General features: G+C 46.2%; 13 protein-coding genes and 1 pseudogene. 11 read left to right on the plus strand and 3 right to left on the minus strand.

Annotation, left to right across the window (positions count from 1 at the left end):
- Positions 1–29: 29 nt before the first annotated feature.
- The 5 genes from E5260_RS03000 to E5260_RS03020 all read left to right on the plus strand — a co-directional run bounded on the left by E5260_RS03000 (position 30) and on the right by E5260_RS03020 (position 6,480).
- On the plus strand, positions 30–710 hold the full coding sequence (locus tag E5260_RS03000) for an EAL domain-containing protein (RefSeq protein WP_003642202.1): 681 nt from the start codon (positions 30–32) through the stop codon (positions 708–710).
- A gap of 15 nt (positions 711–725) precedes the next feature.
- Positions 726–1,856 carry a GGDEF domain-containing protein gene (locus E5260_RS03005; RefSeq protein WP_003642201.1) on the plus strand — a complete coding sequence of 377 codons (1,131 nt, stop codon included), beginning with the start codon at positions 726–728 and terminating at the stop codon, positions 1,854–1,856.
- Positions 1,857–2,300: 444 nt separating this feature from the next.
- Positions 2,301–2,834, plus strand: coding sequence for a PTS sugar transporter subunit IIA (locus tag E5260_RS03010; protein WP_003642200.1), 534 nt, complete (start codon positions 2,301–2,303; stop codon positions 2,832–2,834).
- Between the two features lie 512 nt (positions 2,835–3,346).
- A complete protein-coding gene (locus E5260_RS03015; protein ID WP_003642199.1) occupies positions 3,347–3,589 on the plus strand; it encodes a cytochrome b5 domain-containing protein in 243 nt (80 codons plus the stop codon).
- Positions 3,590–3,978: 389 nt separating this feature from the next.
- On the plus strand, positions 3,979–6,480 hold the full coding sequence (locus E5260_RS03020) for a collagen-binding domain-containing protein (RefSeq protein ID WP_024002900.1): 2,502 nt from the start codon (positions 3,979–3,981) through the stop codon (positions 6,478–6,480).
- Positions 6,481–6,862: 382 nt separating this feature from the next.
- Here E5260_RS03020 and E5260_RS03025 read toward each other — a convergent pair whose 3' ends face one another.
- The gene (locus E5260_RS03025; protein ID WP_003644867.1) at positions 6,863–7,582 is read right to left on the minus strand and encodes a UTRA domain-containing protein; all 720 of its coding nucleotides are present in this window, start codon (positions 7,580–7,582) and stop codon (positions 6,863–6,865) included.
- Positions 7,583–7,758: 176 nt separating this feature from the next.
- Between E5260_RS03025 and E5260_RS03030 the strand changes: the two genes are divergently transcribed.
- The 3 genes and pseudogenes from E5260_RS03030 to E5260_RS03040 all read left to right on the plus strand — a co-directional run bounded on the left by E5260_RS03030 (position 7,759) and on the right by E5260_RS03040 (position 11,368).
- Complete coding sequence (locus E5260_RS03030) at positions 7,759–8,589, plus strand: alpha/beta hydrolase (RefSeq protein ID WP_003642196.1); 831 nt, start codon at positions 7,759–7,761, stop codon at positions 8,587–8,589.
- A gap of 126 nt (positions 8,590–8,715) precedes the next feature.
- On the plus strand, positions 8,716–10,011 hold the full coding sequence (locus tag E5260_RS03035; RefSeq protein ID WP_003642195.1) for an alkaline phosphatase family protein: 1,296 nt from the start codon (positions 8,716–8,718) through the stop codon (positions 10,009–10,011).
- Positions 9,984–11,368, plus strand: a pseudogene (locus E5260_RS03040) (MFS transporter). Before E5260_RS03035 ends, E5260_RS03040 begins: the two are co-directional and overlap by 28 nt.
- A 279-nt stretch (positions 11,369–11,647) precedes the next feature.
- Here E5260_RS03040 and E5260_RS03045 read toward each other — a convergent pair.
- Positions 11,648–12,559: a helix-turn-helix domain-containing protein gene (locus E5260_RS03045; RefSeq protein WP_003642192.1), complete on the minus strand. Its 912-nt coding sequence runs from the start codon at positions 12,557–12,559 to the stop codon at positions 11,648–11,650.
- 99 nt (positions 12,560–12,658) lie between these two features.
- On the opposite strand from E5260_RS03045, the gene E5260_RS03050 reads away from it, so the two are divergent.
- Complete coding sequence (locus E5260_RS03050) at positions 12,659–13,873, plus strand: MFS transporter (protein WP_003644781.1); 1,215 nt, start codon at positions 12,659–12,661, stop codon at positions 13,871–13,873.
- Positions 13,874–14,180: 307 nt separating this feature from the next.
- Here E5260_RS03050 and E5260_RS03055 read toward each other — a convergent pair whose 3' ends face one another.
- On the minus strand, positions 14,181–16,688 hold the full coding sequence (locus E5260_RS03055) for an excinuclease ABC subunit UvrA (protein ID WP_003642190.1): 2,508 nt from the start codon (positions 16,686–16,688) through the stop codon (positions 14,181–14,183).
- Between the two features lie 143 nt (positions 16,689–16,831).
- On the opposite strand from E5260_RS03055, the gene E5260_RS03060 reads away from it, so the two are divergent.
- Positions 16,832–18,664 carry a DUF2207 domain-containing protein gene (locus E5260_RS03060; protein ID WP_021356587.1) on the plus strand — a complete coding sequence of 611 codons (1,833 nt, stop codon included), beginning with the start codon at positions 16,832–16,834 and terminating at the stop codon, positions 18,662–18,664.
- Between the two features lie 86 nt (positions 18,665–18,750).
- The gene (locus E5260_RS03065; RefSeq protein WP_003642188.1) at positions 18,751–19,545 is read left to right on the plus strand and encodes a Cof-type HAD-IIB family hydrolase; all 795 of its coding nucleotides are present in this window, start codon (positions 18,751–18,753) and stop codon (positions 19,543–19,545) included.
- The last annotated feature ends 256 nt before the right edge of the window (positions 19,546–19,801 follow it).

The raw sequence follows: 19,801 nt of genomic DNA on the forward strand, positions 1-19,801 counted from the left end.
AAGAAATCATTAAAAGCGAGGCTTCATGAATGTATCGTTTTTTTGTTCAACCCCAAGTTGATCACAGCCATCGAGCTGTTTTTGGTTATGAATTACTGTTACGTAAAGAGATGAATGGTCACTGGGCCGTTCCGAAGTCGTTCACTGAATTATCATTAGATAAACAAGCTGAATTATTAGAACAACTTGCTAGTCAATTGCAGACGAAAGCGACTAATCAGGTGTTAGCCCTTAATTTAAACCGGCAACAAGCTGAGGACGACCTGATGTTAGGGACGATCATTTACCTAAAAAAAAGGTTGAATCCGGCCGCGCTGACGATTGAGTTGACAGAATGTCCTTCATTAAACGAGATTCAAAAATATAGTCTCTTTTTCCACCAACATGATATTAAATTAAGCATTGATGACGTGGGGACGGGCTCGAACACGTTTGAGAATATTCGCCACGCACTACCGTTTGTTGATCAAATCAAGTTTGCGATGCAAAACTTACGGATGAGTGGGCAAGCGGAGCGCATTCCTCATGAATTAGCATTTTGGCGTGATATTGCTCAGTCTTACCATCTGGAATTTATTCTGGAAGGTGTCGAAGACCAGGGTGATCAAAAGATGGCTGAACAACAAGGTATTGAATGGCACCAGGGTTACTATTATGGGAAACCGCGGTTAGTCGATGATGGTCGGCAATTGGTCAACGGCGGATGCTGAGAAAGGATCCTTACGATGACATGGTCTAATTGGCGAATTTCGCCGTTCGTAACGAGTATTTTCTTTATATTAGGTGTTCTAACACTTTACTGGGTCCTCTTTAATTGGATTACGACGTGGTTTCATGCCCGTCACATTAACATTGACGATGATACCGTCAATGCTTGGCACGGTGTGATTTACATGTTGGTCTTTGTGTTTGTCATGCAACTGTCGGTCGTCGGTAAAGCAGATAGTTGGGAGTTTGTTAACTTTCACTTGATTGCCGTCGTGTTCTGCTCGTTTTTTTTGAATATTCGAATGCCGTATTATTCATTGTTACCTGTGGTCATAGTGTACATGGTTTTCGACCAGTCGATTTTTTACTGGGAATCGTGGAGTTACGCCGTCGTGTTCGTGCTATTTTTCTGGAGCATGAATTATCTACGGCTGTGGGTACCTAAGCATCGGTATCCTTGGCTATATTACTATGGCGCGGTCGCTTTTTACGGCGGAATCTTGTGGGGCCTGATCAAGCTTAAATATTCGCTGGATTGGGACAATACTTTACAAGAATATGGCTACTTAATGATTTTTGCAGGATTATTGTACGCCTACGTTAATATGCTGACCCAAGATAGTGAGATTAAATTACGGTTGGCCCAGTTTGCGAGTCACGACGCTTTGACTGAGACTGAGAACTTTGCCGCTTACACGGAACATATCAAATATTTATTCGATGATAGTGCCAAGAACAATCTCAACTTATCGATGATGATGTTCGATATTGATCACTTTAAGCACGTTAATGACACGTACGGGCACCTTGCAGGGGACCGCGTTTTGCAAGAAGTTGCCGCCACGGTCACAACGGTCTTGGCCGCCAATGACGAGAAGGTCAAGCTGTATCGCACCGGTGGTGAAGAATTCAATGTCCTGTTTCCCGGTTATGATCTGGCTAGTACCAAAGTGATTGTCCGTCAGGTCTTTGAAGCAGTCAATCATCTCGTTGTTAAGTATGAAGACGAGGAAATCAATGTGTCGATTTCGGTTGGTGTCTCGACACTGCATCAAGCCGATGGTAGTCCGATTGATTTGTACAACCGTGTTGATCAGAACCTCTATTTTTCAAAGCGGCACGGGCGGATGCGTGTTACGGTTGAATAGTGGCTGAGATTAAAAATAAATAACGTTGACTTGTTGAGCTCCCGGAATAAAAGCCGGAAGCTCTTTTTTGCTCGCAATCGGTCTGACTGAAATTGTAGGCCTAACCGTCATTGCCTGATTGACGTATTGGGGAAACATGATGTCAAATCTACAAGATTGCTTGAGTGCGACATTGGGGTTATGGTGGCCAATTTCAGCTATTTAGTAGCATCGTTCGTTAATTGAGTTTACGAATTAACGCTAACAGATGTAAACCTTAATCGAAACCGTTAATTATGCTGGCATTCTAGTTTAATTATGGTATGGTTTATGTTGTAAAGATAACAGTCAATGACTTAAACTAATTGACTTACATATTAAAGAAAACAAGTTTTTTACGTTACGTTTGTTAAGGTTATTTAAATACGAATGGTTGCCAATTTATAAAGTAAGGAAGTGAGAAGTGTGCCAGTGGTCATTAGCTCATTAATTCCCGTAGTTGCGCCGGTTAAACGCCAAGTGATCAATGTGACGACCCTTGCAAATACGGTTCACTTATATGGGTTACTAGGATTTAAGCAGCAAATTATACCGGCAACGGATCAAATTGTTGCGCCCTTTGCTGGGGTTATCACAGCCGTGGCAGCCAATCAACGGTTAATTGGCTTTCGAGCGGCCAACGGTCTGGTGGGCTGGCTACGGATTGGTCAATTAACCAGTGCTTTGGAATCGCCTACATTTAAGTTCAACGTTAAACCGGGTGACTGGGTGGTTGCTGGGCAGATGTTGGTTGAAGTGATTTCACTACTGACACAACGGCTCCAACCAGTTAAAACGACGGTGGTATTGACGATTAGACATGCGGTTGTTCGTGCTCGAGAACGGTTGCTGGCAGCAAGTAATCAAGTCGATCCGATGGGAACTGTTATCTCAGGTATTACGACCAGTATGGCTGGTAATCATCGGGTCGCAACGATCGGGCCACCCCAAGGTAATTAATTGTTTGACAATAAGCAATCGACGTCCTAGATACGGGGTGTGTCTAGACGTCACGCTTCGACGCAGCCCATTGAATGGGCAGTAGTGGCTGAGGTGTGCGTTTTAATAACGCAGTTAGGGGCAGTGCTGGACGCATGAACAGTACTGGTTCACAAGGTCGCCGTACTAGGAGGTACGACGTCGCTGATGTTATAAGGTATTAAGATTAAGTAGTTGTGGGTAGCAGTAATTGGTCAGCGATTAAGTTTTGGCAGACTTATAAGCACAACTGCTATCACGGGTACGATTAATTGGGTGCTAACGTAAGTATGGTTACCTAGTTAATTAAGTTTCGTCGGTCAAAGGTTAGGCCGGTATTACCGAGATGGTTGTGGGGGTATAACTACTTCGGCGATCGTTTGATGTCGTGTTATGTTCAAGATAGGTCAATTATTTGGTTTAAGAACGGATCACTTGCTTTTACTTGGCAGTCCAGTTTATCATGACGGTAAATTGTGAAGGAGTGATTCGGCATGAATTCAGCGACATTTAATCAAACTGAATTAGCAAAATATAATGGTCAGGATGGTCAACCCGCATACGTGGCGGTTGATGGTGTCGTTTATGATGTAACGGGGGTTGCAGCATGGGCTGGCGGTAAGCATCATGGTAATCTTGCGGGGCAAGAATTAACTGCAGTCATCGACACCAAATCACCACATGGACGTAAAGTGTTAACGGGACTGACCGTCGTTGGTCAATACGTGACTAATTAAATTATTGAAGACTGGTTGATTGTGACCAGTCTTTTTTTGTGTGGATAGGCGGCTGTTGTGATTGCTTAAACGAGCTTTCACACCAAAATTTTTCGTACTGCGAGGCAAGTATTGACCAATTTTAGGCGGCTGTTTGTGGGTTTGAGACATTGTGTAAAATAAGTGCGTGATGATAATCGATATTCCAAGTAAACGAATAGATAACAAAAATACTAACTTATGATTAGTTAAGACCTGTAATGGTTGCTGGCACGTCTATTGACAGTCATCCACTGTTTATATAACAATACAAAATAAATTATATAAAGAGTTGAATGTTGTATGAAAAAGCGTGAAAATAGAATTGAATTAAAGGAAAGTTAATAAACTATATTTTAGGTGGGTAAATGATGGAGCGAAAACGGACGAATTTTAAAATGTACAAAATTGGCCGTCGCTGGGCGTTTGCATGTGCCGTTATCTTGACGATGGGCACAACAACGCTGGTGGCTCGGGCTGATGATGGAACGACTGCAACGGGGACTGATACGGCATCAACCAGTTCAAGCACAACCAAATCAGTCACGGCTAAGACACAAACTTTGAAGACTGCGGCCACAACTGAAGCGGATGTGACTAACCAAAATCAGCCGGTTTTAGATACCGATGGTTCGAATTCAAAGACTGCTGCTGGCACAGTGGCTGGAACTAAGGCGGCAACGGATACTGATACAAACGCTACCACCAATTTGGATGAGACAACTAGTGCCAATACTGAAACTGGTTCAGATACGACAGCTGGTTCAAAGACGGCAAAAGAGACGAATGCGACAACCGGTTCAGAGTCGACAAAAGAGACGTCGACCACAACTGATTCTGCCACTGCAACGGCTGCGCGGACAACAACCAGTTCTAATAAAGGTGCGACTACTGACTCAGCTACCAGCAATGATACCGCGGCAACGGCTGCTAAAACTACCGATGCTAGTGCTAAGATTGCCGGTACGACGACTAGTGATAGTGTAGCCCAGCAAACGACGACAACTAAAGACCAGTCGACGACAACTGCAACGCCCCAGACCGTCGCGGTGGCGCTTAGTCAAGCTGTGACCCATGCAAACGATGCCGTTGCCGATGGTGGTAATGTGACGGACGATTATCCGGATCTACATAACATGCTCGGGGTTTCGTCCCAATTCCATATTTTTGCACGGGAAGCGGAACTACATGCCCATACGAATGGGAACGTTGCGGTGCAAAACTTAGTGGGCAACGTTAACTTTGGTACGAACATTATTGAAGAATTATTAGATAAAGATATTTCGTATATTCAAAATATCAGTAATATTGCTGGGAGTTCGTTTGTTTCGGCTGGTGAGACGCGGAGCAATAAAGTTATCTTTGGCGAAAATATTGAGATTGATGTTTCGAATCCTAATCGGCCGATGGTCAACGGGGTCTATATCGACCATTTACTTGCCTCTGAAGTTTATCAAGACAAAGATGGTAACGTCTATATTGATTTTGACAAAGAGTTTGCTAAGTTGGAAAAATTGAGCGCTAGTCTTAGCGAAGCGTCCGCGAACGCCACCTATACGAGTGACAGTTTTGAAGATATGAATCAGCGGGTCATCGATGTGACGGATATGCAACCTGATGCGGATGGACACATTGTGATCAATCTGTCAGCGGATGTTTTAAACACGAGTACGCCGCTGACAATCAAGGGACTATCGGCAGATGCGGATGGTAATACGGTCATTATTAATGTTGATACGGCAGGTGCGACCAACTATCAAGTTAACTCGCAGATCAAAATCATTTATGATGACGGTACGGAGCGGAATAATAAAGAAACTGAAGACTTTGGTGATAACCATTTGCTTTGGAACTTCTATGATTCAACCGCGAGTGACAAGTTAGCAACTGGTGTCATTAGTGTCGACCGGCCATTTCAAGGCAGTATTTTAGCCCCAGCGGCGGAAATTGATGCAAATCAAAATATTGATGGCAACATCATTGCTAATAAAGTCAACGTGAAGGCGGAGACCCATCGTTGGGATTTACAGGATAATGTTGATAATGAAAATGATCCAGAACCAGTTCCGGACTATGAGAAACCGGTACATCCAAGTATTGATGCCGAATTACCAGATGGTGGCGAGGGCGAAGAGCCAGAATACGACAAACCGGTACATCCAAGTATCGACATTGAAATGCCAGATGACGGCGAGGGGGAAGAACCAGAATACGACAAACCGGTACATCCAAGTATCGATATCGAGATGCCAGACGATGGCGAAGAAGAAGAACCAGAATACGACAAACCGGTACATCCAAGTATTGATATCGAAATGCCAGATAATGGCGAAGAAGAAGAAGAGTACGACAAACCAGTTCATCCAAGCATCGATGTTGAAATGCCTGACTTTGACGAGATTGAGGACGAAGAAGAAGCTGAAGACGCAGAAGAAGAATTTGAAGACGATATTGAGGATGAAATCGAAGCTGGTGTGACGCCAGACGAAGTTGTCGACCAAATCGAAGAAGAAGTCGACAATGAAATTACAGCTGACTGGGTCACGGACGAAACTGCGACTGAATTGGAAACGGCGTTTGAGGAAGTTCAAAAAGAAGCAGTGGTTGGCGATCAGATTAAGGATGAGGAAACACTGATCAACTTGATTGACCGGGCAATCGCACAAGCTAAAGCGCATCATAATACGGCGTTAGTAGCGCAATTACAAGCTCTACGAACTAAGGTGGCTAGCGCATTGGCAGTGGCTAAGGGGCAAGCATTACCACGGACTGATGAAGCGCCAAGTCAGATGATTAGTTTAGCGGGAATCGCATTAGCAAGTACATTAGTATTAGGTGCTGCAGCGGTTAGCCGGCGGAAGCGTCGGTATTAAGCTTAAAATTGTATTTTGAAGCAACTGTTGATTCGGCAAGTTTAATCTTGCGAATCAACAGTTTTTTTGCATAAAAAAGTCACTAAACCAAATTGGTCTAGTGACGCTCAATTCTCTCTACTCCATGACCGACCTAATCTCTTGACCCCAAATGCGCCACTAGTGAAACGTGGTATAAATGCTAACCCCCATTAGCATTTATGATATTTATTATAAATAATTCAGCACATTAGTCAACTTTTATTCGAATATATTTTTAATTTATGTTGAAACTTATTCACAGATAAATTTAATTCACCGACTGAATTGGTCTAAAGTAAGTAACCATAATAAAAAGCTGGATGGTCCGGATGACCATTCAGCTAAGTAATGTTGGTAAGGTTTAATTACGAATTAATTCATTGAAGTTAAATTCGTTCGGAATAAAGTGGGATTCAGTGTATTCAACCTGGCGTCCTTCATCGTTAAATGCGATGCTAATCATATTACCGACGCAATTATTATCACCGAGCGCTAGCTGAGCTTTGTCGAGTTCGGTGGCGGATTCGACTCGTAGCATTCTTTTAACGACAGCAATTTTCAGACCATTTTTTTTGAAGTGTTGATAAATTGAGTGTTGGGCGATGGTCTTAGTCAGAGTGGGAGTGCGCTGGGCGTTAAAATAGTTAATGTCCAGCACTGCCCGAATACCGTCTACGATCCGAACCCGTTGAATAGCATACACTGGAATACCCACTTCAAAAGCGGTATGTGTGCTAAGCGGCTGGTCAACGATTCGTTGCTGAAAGGCCACGACCTCGGTCTGATAATCGAGGTGGCGCTCCGCGTTGAGGCTCTGCAGACCGTTGAGATTATTTAAAGCCAGATTGAATTGCTGGGTTTGTGGCGTGTGCTCCAATAAGACCACCCCGCGCCCCTTAACGCTGTAAACTAGGCCGTCTTTGGCTAGTTGTGCGATTGCCTTACGAACAGCATAGCGACTGCTATCAAATTCTGTAATTAATTCGTCTTCAATGGGTAATCGCATCTTAACGCTGTAGTGTCCCGCGAGAATGCGGTCCTTTAAAACGTGATAGATGTCGCTGAATGTTTGTTTCCCCATTTTAATACCCCCGCTCATCATATAATTAATTTAATTATAGCAAATAATAGTCATTAGCGAGTAAATAAGCGAATAAATATCGATATTTATTCGAATAAAAATTGACAAGCAATCATGTGACCTTCTATAATGAAAGCGAAATCAAGTCGGTAATACGGGAGTAGGAGGGGGAACATATGCAAGTTGAACAGCGCACATTAAATACTGCGGCACACCCATTTCAGATCACGGCGTATTGGTTAGACCAAATTAGTGATTTTGAAACAGCTGTTGATTATCCAATCATGATTATCTGCCCGGGAGGTGGCTTTACTTATCATTCTGGGCGGGAAGAAGCGCCAATTGCAACCCGGATGATGGCCGCCGGAATGCATACGGTGGTCTTGAATTACCAATTAATTGTGGGAGATCAGTCCGTCTATCCTTGGGCGTTGCAGCAATTAGGTGCAACAATTGATTGGATTACGACCCAGGCGTCCGCGCACCATGTTGATTGTCAGCGGATTATTCTTGCCGGGTTTTCGGCTGGCGGCCACGTGGTTGCGACTTATAATGGTGTTGCGACCCAACCAGAATTGCGCACACGGTATCATTTGGATCATTATCAAGGCCAGCATGCTGCCATTATTTTAGGCTATCCAGTCATTGATTTGACAGCGGGGTTTCCCACGACTTCGGCGGCGCGTAATCAGATTACCACGGATGCCCGGTTGTGGGCAGCCCAGCGCCTAGTCACACCAGCTAGTAAACCCGCTTTTGTCTGGCAAACGGCGACGGATGAGTTGGTCCCGCCAATCAATTCGTTAAAATATGTGCAGGCCATGCTACAACATCAGGTCGCAACTGCGTATCATTTATTTGGTAGTGGGATTCATGGGTTAGCGTTAGCCAATCATGTGACGCAAAAACCTGGCAAGGACAAGTATTTGAATGACCAGGCTGCAATATGGCCACAATTAGCATTGCGGTGGTTACAAGAACAGGGATTGTTAGCTGGTAATTATTGAAAATAAATCTGGGCGATCAGTCGTGCTTCACTGATCGCCCGTTTTTTGTCAACGATCCTGACACCAATTAATTTTCTGCGGTATAATAATACGAATAAGCTTATTAAGTAAGAAGGAGCGATTGAGATGGCAACAAATCAACACTTGGTCATTATTTCCTTAGATGCGTTAGGATTTCGTGATTTACGCGAACATCAAGCAGAATTACCCGTTCTGAGTGGATTGATGACCGGTGGTACTTGGGTCAAGTCGGTGACGGGCATTTATCCAACACTGACATATCCGTCACATACCACGATTATTACGGGACAGTATCCCAGCGTGCATGGAATCGTTAATAATACTAAGTTACAACCGATACGCCGTTCACCAGATTGGTATTGGTATCAAAAGGACGTTCAAGTACCAACACTATATGATTTGGCACGGCAAAAGAAGCTAACAACGGCGGCTTTTTTATGGCCAGTGACGGCTGGCAGCAAGATTACATATAACCTTGCCGAGATCTTTCCTAACCGTATTTGGACGAACCAAGTTCTCGTCTCGTTGAAGGCGAGTTCACCGCTCTTCTTACTCGCGATGAATCATAAGTATGGGCATCTTCGTAATGGGATTAAGCAGCCCCAACTAGATGAATTCATCACGGCTTGTGCAGTCGATACGTTAACGAATAAGAAGCCGAACCTAACGATGATTCACTTAGTCGACATGGATAGTATGCGCCATCGCTATGGTGTGCGATCCAGTGAGGCCATGGCAGCTTTACACCGGCTAGACCGGCACGTGGGCCAGTTGATTGACGCGACTAAAGCTGCGGGCACGTTTGCGGATACCAACTTTGTTATTTTAGGTGATCACTATCAAATCAATGTGGATCACATGATTCATTTAAATACGTTATTCGCTCAGCAGGGCTGGTTGACCGCACGTCAAGATCAGACGTTTGAAGATGACTGGTCCGTGATGGCGAAGACGGCGGACGGCTCAACGTACATTTATACGCGACCGGAATTTGACCAGTTGGATGAATTGAAGGCATTGGTTAGTCAGGTTGAAGGTGTTGAGACCATCATTACTGGAGAGGCGGCTGCACGTCGTGGTGCGGACCCCGCTTGTGCGTTGATGGTTGAAGCCCAGGAAGGTTATTATTTTACTGATGAAAGTCGACGGCCAACTGTGGTTGAACCCGTCCATCCAGCGACACTCGGTCAACCAGACCGTTACCACGGGGTTCATGGATATGACCCGACGAAGCCTGACTATCAAACGACCCTGTTATTCAATGGACCAGCAGTTAAAGCTGGTGGGACGATTGAAGCAGCTAACTTAGTCGATGAAGCGCCGACATTTGCGCGGTTACTCGGATTGAGTTTCGATGGCCCCATGCCGGGACATTGCCTCGATGGTATTTTCAAAGACTAGACAAAAAAGAGAGAGAGGAAAAGCGGGCGGACATCAGCACCACTAATATTGTGGTTAATGCTCGTTCCGCCTCCGATTGCGATCAGAGGTTCCCGCGAAGTAACTTAATGAAATTTAATAAACAGCAGTGGGGTTGGATCTTTTACGATTGGGCCAACTCGGGCTATGGCATTATTGTCACAACGGCGGTGCTACCCGTTTACTTTAAGGCAGTTGCCCAAAGTAGCGGTGTGACACCGGCTAATGCAACGGCTTACTGGGGTTATGCCAATAGTATTGGGACCTTACTAGTTTCGATTTTGGCGCCCGTCCTAGGTGCACTAGCAGACTATCCCCATGCCAAGAAACGAATGCTCAACATCTTTTCGATACTCGGAATGGTGATGACGCTAGGGCTGAGTGTTGCCCCGACTAGTGCCTGGAAGTGGCTATTAGGTATTTATATTTATCAATTATCGGTTATTCCGGTGGTAATCTGTTTTATGACAGTTTTCTGACTGACGTGGCACCAAACGATCAGATGGATCGATTGTCGTCATATGGTTATGGGTTTGGCTATCTCGGTGGTGTCTTGGCGTTTATCTTATTCTTGGTCTTACAATTAACCAGTGGTTTTGGTCAATTATCAAGCTATGGGGTCGCGCGGTGGAGTTTTGTCTTAGCCGCTGCGTGGTGGATTATCTTTTACATTCCTTTGTTGAAAAACGTTCACCAAAAGTACGCGTTAGCACCCAGTGCGCATCCGGTGCGTTCAAGTTTCCAACGGGTATGGTCGACTTTGAAACACATCCGGAATTATCGCGCTGCGGCGTGGTTCTTGGTGGCGTACTTCTTCTACATTGATGGAGTCGACACGATCTTTACAATGGCAACTTCGATTGGGATGGATATGGGAATTACGACGACCACGTTGATGATTGTCTTGCTGGTTGTTCAGCTAGTCGCGTTTCCGTTTTCACTGCTTTACGGGTGGTTAGCGAATAAAACGTCGACCCGGACGGGCATCTTGCTTGGCATTATTATTTATTTAGGTATCTGCTTGTACGCGTTGCGGTTGAATAGTACGACGGATTTTTGGATTTTAGCCATACTAGTTGGAACCAGTCAGGGTGGGATTCAAGCGCTTAGTCGGTCGTACTTCGGTCGTTTGATTCCTAAGACTAGTGGGAGTGAGTTTTTCGGCTTTTACAATATTCTCGGTAAGTTCTCAGCCGTGATGGGCCCCGTCCTAGTTGGAATCGTGACCCAAATGACGGGGAAGTCAACGATTGGTGCTGCTTCTTTAAGTATTTTATTTGTTGTTGGATTAGTGATTTTCTTGGCTCTACCGCATTTGAACCAGACAAAGTCGGTTTAAGCCAGGGTTTGTTTAATATCATGCAAAAAGAACTTCTTCTAATTTGGAGAAGTTCTTTTTACGTTGATCAAGCTCAGACCATCATGAGTTATAAATTCATTTCCGTATTCCGCTGTAATACATAATAAATGATAAACCAACACAATACGCGCTAATTATAACAATCTGAAAGGCGTAGCTATCAGTAAGCCTTAGGCCAGTTAATCAGTATGTGTGATTAAGAAAAAGCCTGTTCCTGTCCGGCGTAATTTATTGCCAGGCTAGAACAGGCTTTCGGTGTTAAAGATGCTTGTGAGACTGATGCGATTGGCGATAAGTCTGGGCTTGCTTAGTGCGAACGTTACGAATTGCAAATAACGTATTATCAATCCGGGGGTGATGATGTGTTTCTAAGACGCTGACTTCATCAAGCAATTGGTTGCCAATTTGCCAGTCGCCAAAGTAGAGATTCCAGATGCCAAGCCAGAATTGTTGGCTCAACCGCCCATCCCAGTTTAACTGGTGACTGTCGATGGCAGTGAACTTGGTTTTCAGATTTTGAGCGGATTGAAAATCATGAAAGTTCAATTTAGTTTGAAATAGTGATCCATAAAAATCGAGTAAGTCGTTGCTGACGTGAAAGGGATCGCCCCAACCCGTTTGATAACTGGCACAATTGGCGGCCATACGGGTTGTCAGTGGTGTTAGTGCGGCCAAGCCGTCGATGGATGCAATAATTGGAATTAGAACGGGCACTAATTTTAGTTCCTGCAGGGTCCAAGTCTTGGCTTGGAGCAGGTGATCAAAAGCGGGCTGGGTCGTGGTTGTCACGCCGACTGAACGATGGTCATAGGATAGCATCAAGATGCTGGCATAACTGGCGATGAGTTGTTCGTAGGCGTGGGGGCTGTGTCGATGTTCGCGAATCCAAGTGGCTAGGGCGGGAAAATTTAGCGTTTCATAAGCGTGACGAATTGTCCAAAGGGCCTGGTCATATGCTGATGGCTGGTAGTTTTGGTGTATGAATCGTAACTCGTCGGCTGAAATTGCTAAGTTATCCAGAATTGCAAAGAGTTTACTGGCGCCAATATCGTTGGCACCACTCTCAAAGCGTGAGGCGAATGAGCGCGAGATAATACCGCTATACACTTCTTGTTGAGTTAAGCCCTTACTTAATCGAATCTGATGAATAGTTTCTCCGATGTTTGTCATCTAGCACTCCTTAATGTGGCATATATGCAACCTACTTGCTGATTGTACCACGGTAATGACGAGTAAGCTAAGTCCATTATCTTAATGGGAGATGGGTTAATGCTGACTTTATTAAAAAATCGGACCCTCCAAACGATTGCTAGTGCAAATTTTTTTACGACGCTGGGGGTGAGTTTGTTCAATATCATTTTACTCACGTACGCAAAGAATTTTCCAAATCCACATTGGTTTGTTGCCATCGTTTCGGTGGTGACAGTTGTGCCGTACGTTTTCGGGGGATTAACGGGGCGACTCGCTGATCAGACGCGCCGAAAAACTAACTGGCTGATTGGTACTAAGGTCGTTCAAGCGGGGTTATATCTCGTCTTGGCCCAAGTGATTACTCAGCAAACGGTGGTTGTTTTCTACGTGGTCGTTGCGATTAATTTTATTTCGGATCTACTAGGTCGATATGGTGGCAGTATTTTGACAATTGTTATTCAAGACCGGATTGATCCTGACGATCGCCAACAAGTGATGGGGCTTAATGCGAGCATAAGTACGCTTGTTGAGCCACTGGGTCAAACACTAGGGGTCTTGATTATCGCCCAGTGGCATGATTATGCGTTAGCTGGAATAGTGAATGCGTTGACTTTTATTGGGGCCGCTAGCTGCTTGTTGGCCGGACGTTCAGCGATTCAGTCGACTCCCAAAGTTGCTGGACGACCACGACATATTGAGGCCTGGCCCGTGATTCAGCGAGTGATGCTGACGACGACTAGAATGGGTGCAGTCAGTTATCTGGGTATTCTGATGATTTTAAACGTCGCAACGATGAGCATTGATGCGATTTTGAACTTAATGTTTATTGACTTGGCGTCCCGCATGCCCGTGAGCTATTCGGTCGCAATTTTAATGTTCAACGTGGTCTTTGTTACCGGAAGCGTATTGGGTGGCATTACTAAAAATACTTGGTTTGATCGGCTCTCATTGTTTCAATTGTTACTGGCAGCGATGCTAGCGCCGATGCTGACCTATGTGATTTTACTAGTCGTTCCACAACTAATCTTGATTCTTGGGGGCATGTTTGCAGTGGGCTTCATGAGTGGCAAACTGGACCCGAAGATGTTCGCCATCATGATGCCACAAATTGACCCGCACTTAACAGGGACGGTCTTTGGTACCATCAGTTCGATTGTGACGTTGGCGGCACCCGTTGGTAGCGTCGGCATCGTTTTATTATATAACTTAGTTGGTGCGACGGCGGCGTGTTCGGTGATGATTGGTGTGAGTGCGCTGGCGTTGATCTGGGCAGTGATGGCGCACCGGCAGTGATTAATTGTTAATCTTTTGTTATTGATATTTCAATTTGGCGTTAGGATGTGGCTATCAGCTTTGTGATGACTTACGAATGGATTTAGTGAAATGCAGTGCTCAAAAAGACATCTTGGGACGGCTGACTAACTGAAATGGTACATTAAGGAAAAGGACGTAAGTTTCGTCCGCTTCATTGGCACCATCGCAGCACAACAAAAGCGTGTCTAACCCCTAGCAAGTTAACTAGCTGGGGGTTAGACACGCTTTTGGATTAAATATTCGATAAGAGCGTTGTGATGAATGAGGTCGGTCAGCAGTTCATTGGTTAAACGTGGAATAGGGCCAAATGCGTCTTCAAATATTGCCCTGTTACACTAGTTGGATTTTGACTAACGGCTAATGGGGTACCGGTGGCGACAATGTTACCACCGTTGATACCGCCCGCGGGTCCCATATCGATAACGTAATCAGCGTTGGCGATTACGTCGAGATCGTGTTCGATGGCAATGACGGTTGCCCCTTGCTGAATCAGTTGGTCAAAGACTTTGACGAGTTGCTGAATGTCGAGCGGGTGCAAACCGACTGAAGGCTCATCGAAGACAAAGAGCGTTCCCGTTTGGCGTTTGCCAATGCGGGAGGTGAGCTTCAGGCGCTGAGCTTCGCCACCCGAGAGTGCCGGCGTACTTTCACCTAATAGTAAGTAGCCTAGTCCCATATCATGCAGAATCTGGAGTGTATTAGCGATGGCGGATTGCGCTTTGAAAATTGGTAGTGCCTCGTCAACCGCGAGATCTAAAATATCCGCAATCGAATAGCCATGCCATTTGACGGTCAGCGTCTGTTTATTGTAGCGCTTGCCGTGGCATTGGGGGCAGACTTCGGTGATGTCTGGCAGGTATTGCACATCTAAAGAGATTTGGCCCGTACCACCACAAGTTGGGCAAGCACCCGCAGCGACGTTATATGAAAATTGGCTAGCGGTCCAACCGTTTGCTTGTGCTGCTGGGGTGGCGGCGAATAATTGGCGTAGATGGTCGAGAATGTTGGTATAAGTGGCGACCGTTGACCGTACATTCTTACCAACGGGCACTGAGTCGACGGTAACAACGTGCCGAATGTGACCATTGTCAAAGGCCTTAACGTGGGTTGGGAGTGGTCGCTTTTTAGCTGTGGCAATCAGTGCTGGAATCAAACTATCTAGTACCAGAGTCGTTTTACCAGCGCCGCTCATACCCGTGACGGTCGTGAAACGGTTTTTGGGAATGCGCGCCGTAATGTCTTGGATGTTAAAGTGATGAGCCACTTCAATAGCAAGGGCCCCCTTTTTCCAGAGCGCATCGTCGGTTAATACGGGGCGTTCACGCAGCGTGGCAGTACCGGTGAGAAATGGCGCAATTAAGGACTCTTTGTCCTGCTTGATGGCTGCGACAGTGCCTTGTCCGACAACGGTACCGCCGTGCTTACCAGCCCCCGGACCAATCTCAATAACATCATCAGCTGCACTGATAATACTAGTGTCGTGGTCAACCACCACGACGGAATTTCCTTGGGCGACTAGCCCGCGGAAAGCTTTGATTAGGCCCGCCACGTTAGCTGGATGAAGTCCAACGGAAGGTTCATCAAGGACATATAACACGCCAGTCGTGGCGCTACGCAAAGTGCGTCCAAGCTGAATGCGTTGTAATTCACCAGTTGACAGGGTCGCGCCGGGGCGACTGAGTGTGAGGTAGTCGAGTCCAAGTTCTTCCATGGGTTGCAGGCTGAGTAGCAATTCATCAACAAGGGATTGTCCAAGATGATGCATCTTAGTAGGTAGCCACGGGACAATCGTGGCCGCAAAATCATGCAAGGCGGCGACAGTCATATCACTAACCGTCGCAATGTTTTGACCATTTAATTCGTAGTTAAACAACTGAGGATTGAAGCGTGATCCGTGACAATCTGGACAAGTATCAAACTTGTAAAAGCGATTCAGCCGAGTAATTGCCCGTTCATTTTTGGTCGTCGCCATACTATCTTCAACGGCGGCAAAGGCGTTCTCGTAGACAGCGTTGTCCATGTGAAAGATTTTACCTTTAGCGCTTGGAATGTTGATGGCAACGGTTTGCTTAGGACCATGTAATACGCGTGCTTTATCGGCTTCACTAAGGTCTTTATATGGAATGTCGATGGGAATCCCAATTTCGCGCGCAACGATCGGCATAAAGTTACGTCCAGGTAGGTGCCAAGAAGCAACGGCCCCTTCTTCGATAGTTTGATTTTCATCCGCAATAATGAGTGCCGGGTCAATTTGGCGAACTTGGCCTAGGCCACCGCAAGTCGGACAGGCCCCACCTGAATTGAAGGCGAAATCTTCGGCGCCGGGCGCTCTGAATTTGGCGCCACAAGTCGGACAGGTGACGTAACCATCATTTTCAGCCACATCGAGCGTTGGTGGCATGCGGTGACCATTGGGGCAAACTGCTGAGCTGAGTCGTGAGAAGGCTAGCCTTAAGATATTTAAGCTTTCAGACATGGTGCCGACGGTTGAACGGACGCCGGGAACCTGGGGGCGTTGGCGTAGCGCTAATGCAGATGGTAAGTATTGTACTGAATCAACACTGGCTTTGCCGACCTGATTGATTCGGCGGCGGGTAAAGGTTGACAGGGCGTTTAAGTAGCGGCGGGCCCCCTCAGCGTACAGGACGCCCATTGCGAGTGATGACTTACCGGACCCACTGCGACCAGTAATCGCAACAAATTCGTTGAGTGGAATGTCGATATCGATATTTTTTAAATTATTGACGTGTGCGCCTCGCACTTGAATGTGAGTCGGTAACGTGGTTTGTGGCATGACTAAAACCCCTTTCGTGTCACTTTATATGCTACAACAAAAGGACGGCTTTGCCTAAGAAAGCGGTGGCAGTATCTCGCGCCCCACGACCGGGGGAGTATGATAAACTAGGGCTAACGATTATTGGAGGGGGCGATGGTGAGATGTCGAAGAAGCGACGATTAAGTTGGCTGAGCGTGCTCGGACTATTGGCAGGATTTTGTTGGTGGTTTAGCTTAGCAATGCGCGCGGCTGCGGATTATGATATTGACCAATATCAAGTCAATGTAGCCATTCAACGTGATGGTAGTGCGAATGTAACGCAAGCGATGACTTATCAATTTGATGATGATTATCACGGGGTATTTAATGTTCAAGATTTGAAAGGTATTCAGGGGGCCCAGTTGGAAGGGGTCACGACGCAACTGAATGGTGGGACCACGGTGACGGCGGCGCCAAGTGAAACGGGGGCCAACAACACGTATCAGTTGACCCAAAATGCTGACCGGATGCGTGTCAAGCTCTACCGGCAAGTTCAAGAAGATGATAAGTTACGGGTTGTCTATCGGTATCGGCTTAAAGGGGTCGTAACGAACTATGCAGACACGGCCGAACTGAATTGGAAAGTGATTGGTAGTGGCTGGGATGTACCACTGAATAATGTCAAAATCGTGATTCAGTTACCTGCCAAGAATGTGAGCGCGTTACAAGCCTGGACGCACGGACCGTTGAGTGGTCAGACAAAAGTTGAGCGCGCGGCAGGCCGGGTGACGATGACGTTGGGACATAATCCCGCGAACCAATTCGTTGAAAGTCACCTACTATTTCCAACCACGGTCACGGCGACGAATACGCGGACGAATACTGCCAAGCGAAAAGCGACGGTCCAAAAACAAGAAGCTAAGTTGGCACAGGAAGCTAATGAAAAACGGCGACGTAATCAGTTACTGCGTCGCGTTATCTTTGGTGCCGCGGTGGCTGGTTGGTTATTGGTCATGATTGGCTATCTTTGGTGGCTGGCTCGTCATCCGGCTAAGCCACATCAGCAGCCGATTCCCATCAATCATTCATTTGACGTGCCACCAGTAACACCAGCAGTTGCTGAGTCATTGTGGGCACAGCGGTCGCCGAATACGGATGCTTTAACGGCTGAGATTTTGCGAGCAGCAGCTAATCAAGAAATAACGATTGAAACGGTTGCGGGTCACCGAAAACCGGATGTGCGGTTAACGCAATTGAAACCAGTGACTAACTCATTTTTGGCTCACTGTTTTGATAAAATCGCGGTTGACGGGCAGTTCATGTTAACGGATCTCAAAAAATACGGGAAGCGTGATAAAGCTGGTCGGTTGGGCAAATGGTTTAGCCGCTGGCAGACCGAAGTAGACCAAGACGTGGCGGTCTATCAAGACGAAACTAATTATCGGCTTCGTAATCAATGGCTGATGGCAGCAGTTGTCGTGAGTGTTATGGGGATGATTGCCACGGGTGCTGGGTTATTAGTTAGTCCGAAGGTCGTGACCCTGATGGTGATTCCAGCGGTAGTGGCCGCGGTGGCTTTCTGGATTGGCTGGATAATTCAACGGCGGCGGATTGCCATCAATACTGACGCAGGCTTGGAATTACGTAATCAAATCAATGGACTACGCCGCATGCTTAAGGATATTGGGCACTTTAATACGGCCCAAGTCGGTGATTTGATTTTGTGGGAACAAATCTTGCCATACGCCGCGGCTTTTGGACTAGCCAATCAAGTGACTAAGCAATTGGCGATTGATTTTGGTACGGAAGCATTGGCTACGGGGATGCTCGTGTATTACCCACTCTTCTATGCGAATGGTGGGCTGGACTTCGATTTGTCCGGTGCAATCAACGATAGTTTTAGTGGCGCCTTAGATGCCTCTGGAAGCGCTAGTTCGGCGTCGGGTGGTTCAGGAGGCTTCTCCGGCGGTAGTTCTGGTGGCTTTGGCGGTGGCTCCGGTGGTGGTGCCTTCTAACAAAGTATCAGAAAAGACTTGTACTTTGCGGGCATAATCGGTAGGCTAAGGGGTAGAAAAGGCTTACATGAAATGGATGATTAGTAATGACGATTAAATTAATAGCAACGGATATGGATGGGACGTTTTTAAATGATTATGGTGATTATGACCAGGAGCGGTTTGCCAACGACTATGCGGCGCTACAGCAGCGCGGTATTCAGTTTGTGATTGCCAGTGGTCACCAAGCGTCGGAACTAGCCACGACCTTTAGTGCTTACCCTGAAATGTGGTTGATTGGTGGTAACGGCGCGGAACTGTGGCAACGAGAAGCGGGACTCAAAGCTGCGACGTTCAGTCCCCAAGCAACTCAGCAAGTGTTAGCGGCCCTGGCACCGTATCCTGAATTACAAGTGGCATTGTGTGGCACCCAAACGGTCCATGTGTTGGCGCACGCGAACCCGCAGTTTGTAGCTAATATGCGTGACTACTATTACCAATTAGAGACATGTGCGGATTTAACCACAGTTACTGATCCGGTTGTGAAGTTCGACGTTATTTGTCCCGCGGCAATGACGGAGCAGTTAGTATATGAACTTACCCCTAAGCTCGCTGGCATTGCCGTACCCGCTTCAGGTGGTCAGGGCAGTATGGACTTGATTCAGCCGGGAATGCACAAAGGCCGCGCCCTCAAACAGCTTGGTGAACAGTTGGGTATTCTGCCGGATGAGATGTTAGTTTTTGGCGACGGCACCAATGATCTTGAGATGTTTCACTATGCGACCCATGCGGTTGCCATGCAAAACGCGCCTGAAAATGTCCAAGCCAATGCGACAGCGGTGACAGGTACCAATGTGGACAATGGTGTATTGGATTATATTGAACAACATATTTTGAGTTAACTTTGTGAGACCAGTATTTTGCTAACTTGGGTTACTTGGTGTGCGTGATGATCGTCAGACGGGGCTTTGGTCGCGCAAGCCTGTTCACTAGACATGGTTAAAACTGGTGTTTACGGGTGGGGTTAATTTGGATTGTTTATGAAAATGATGAGATGCTTTCAGAAAATCACGTATGGTTTTGATTGCCAAACGAGCTGAAAGCATGCTAAAATTAAAGTTATATAATTAACGACACAGAGGTCTGGAAGGTTTGTTT

This window comes from Lactiplantibacillus plantarum, assembly GCF_014131735.1.
Classification (GTDB): Bacteria; Bacillota; Bacilli; order Lactobacillales; family Lactobacillaceae; genus Lactiplantibacillus; species Lactiplantibacillus plantarum.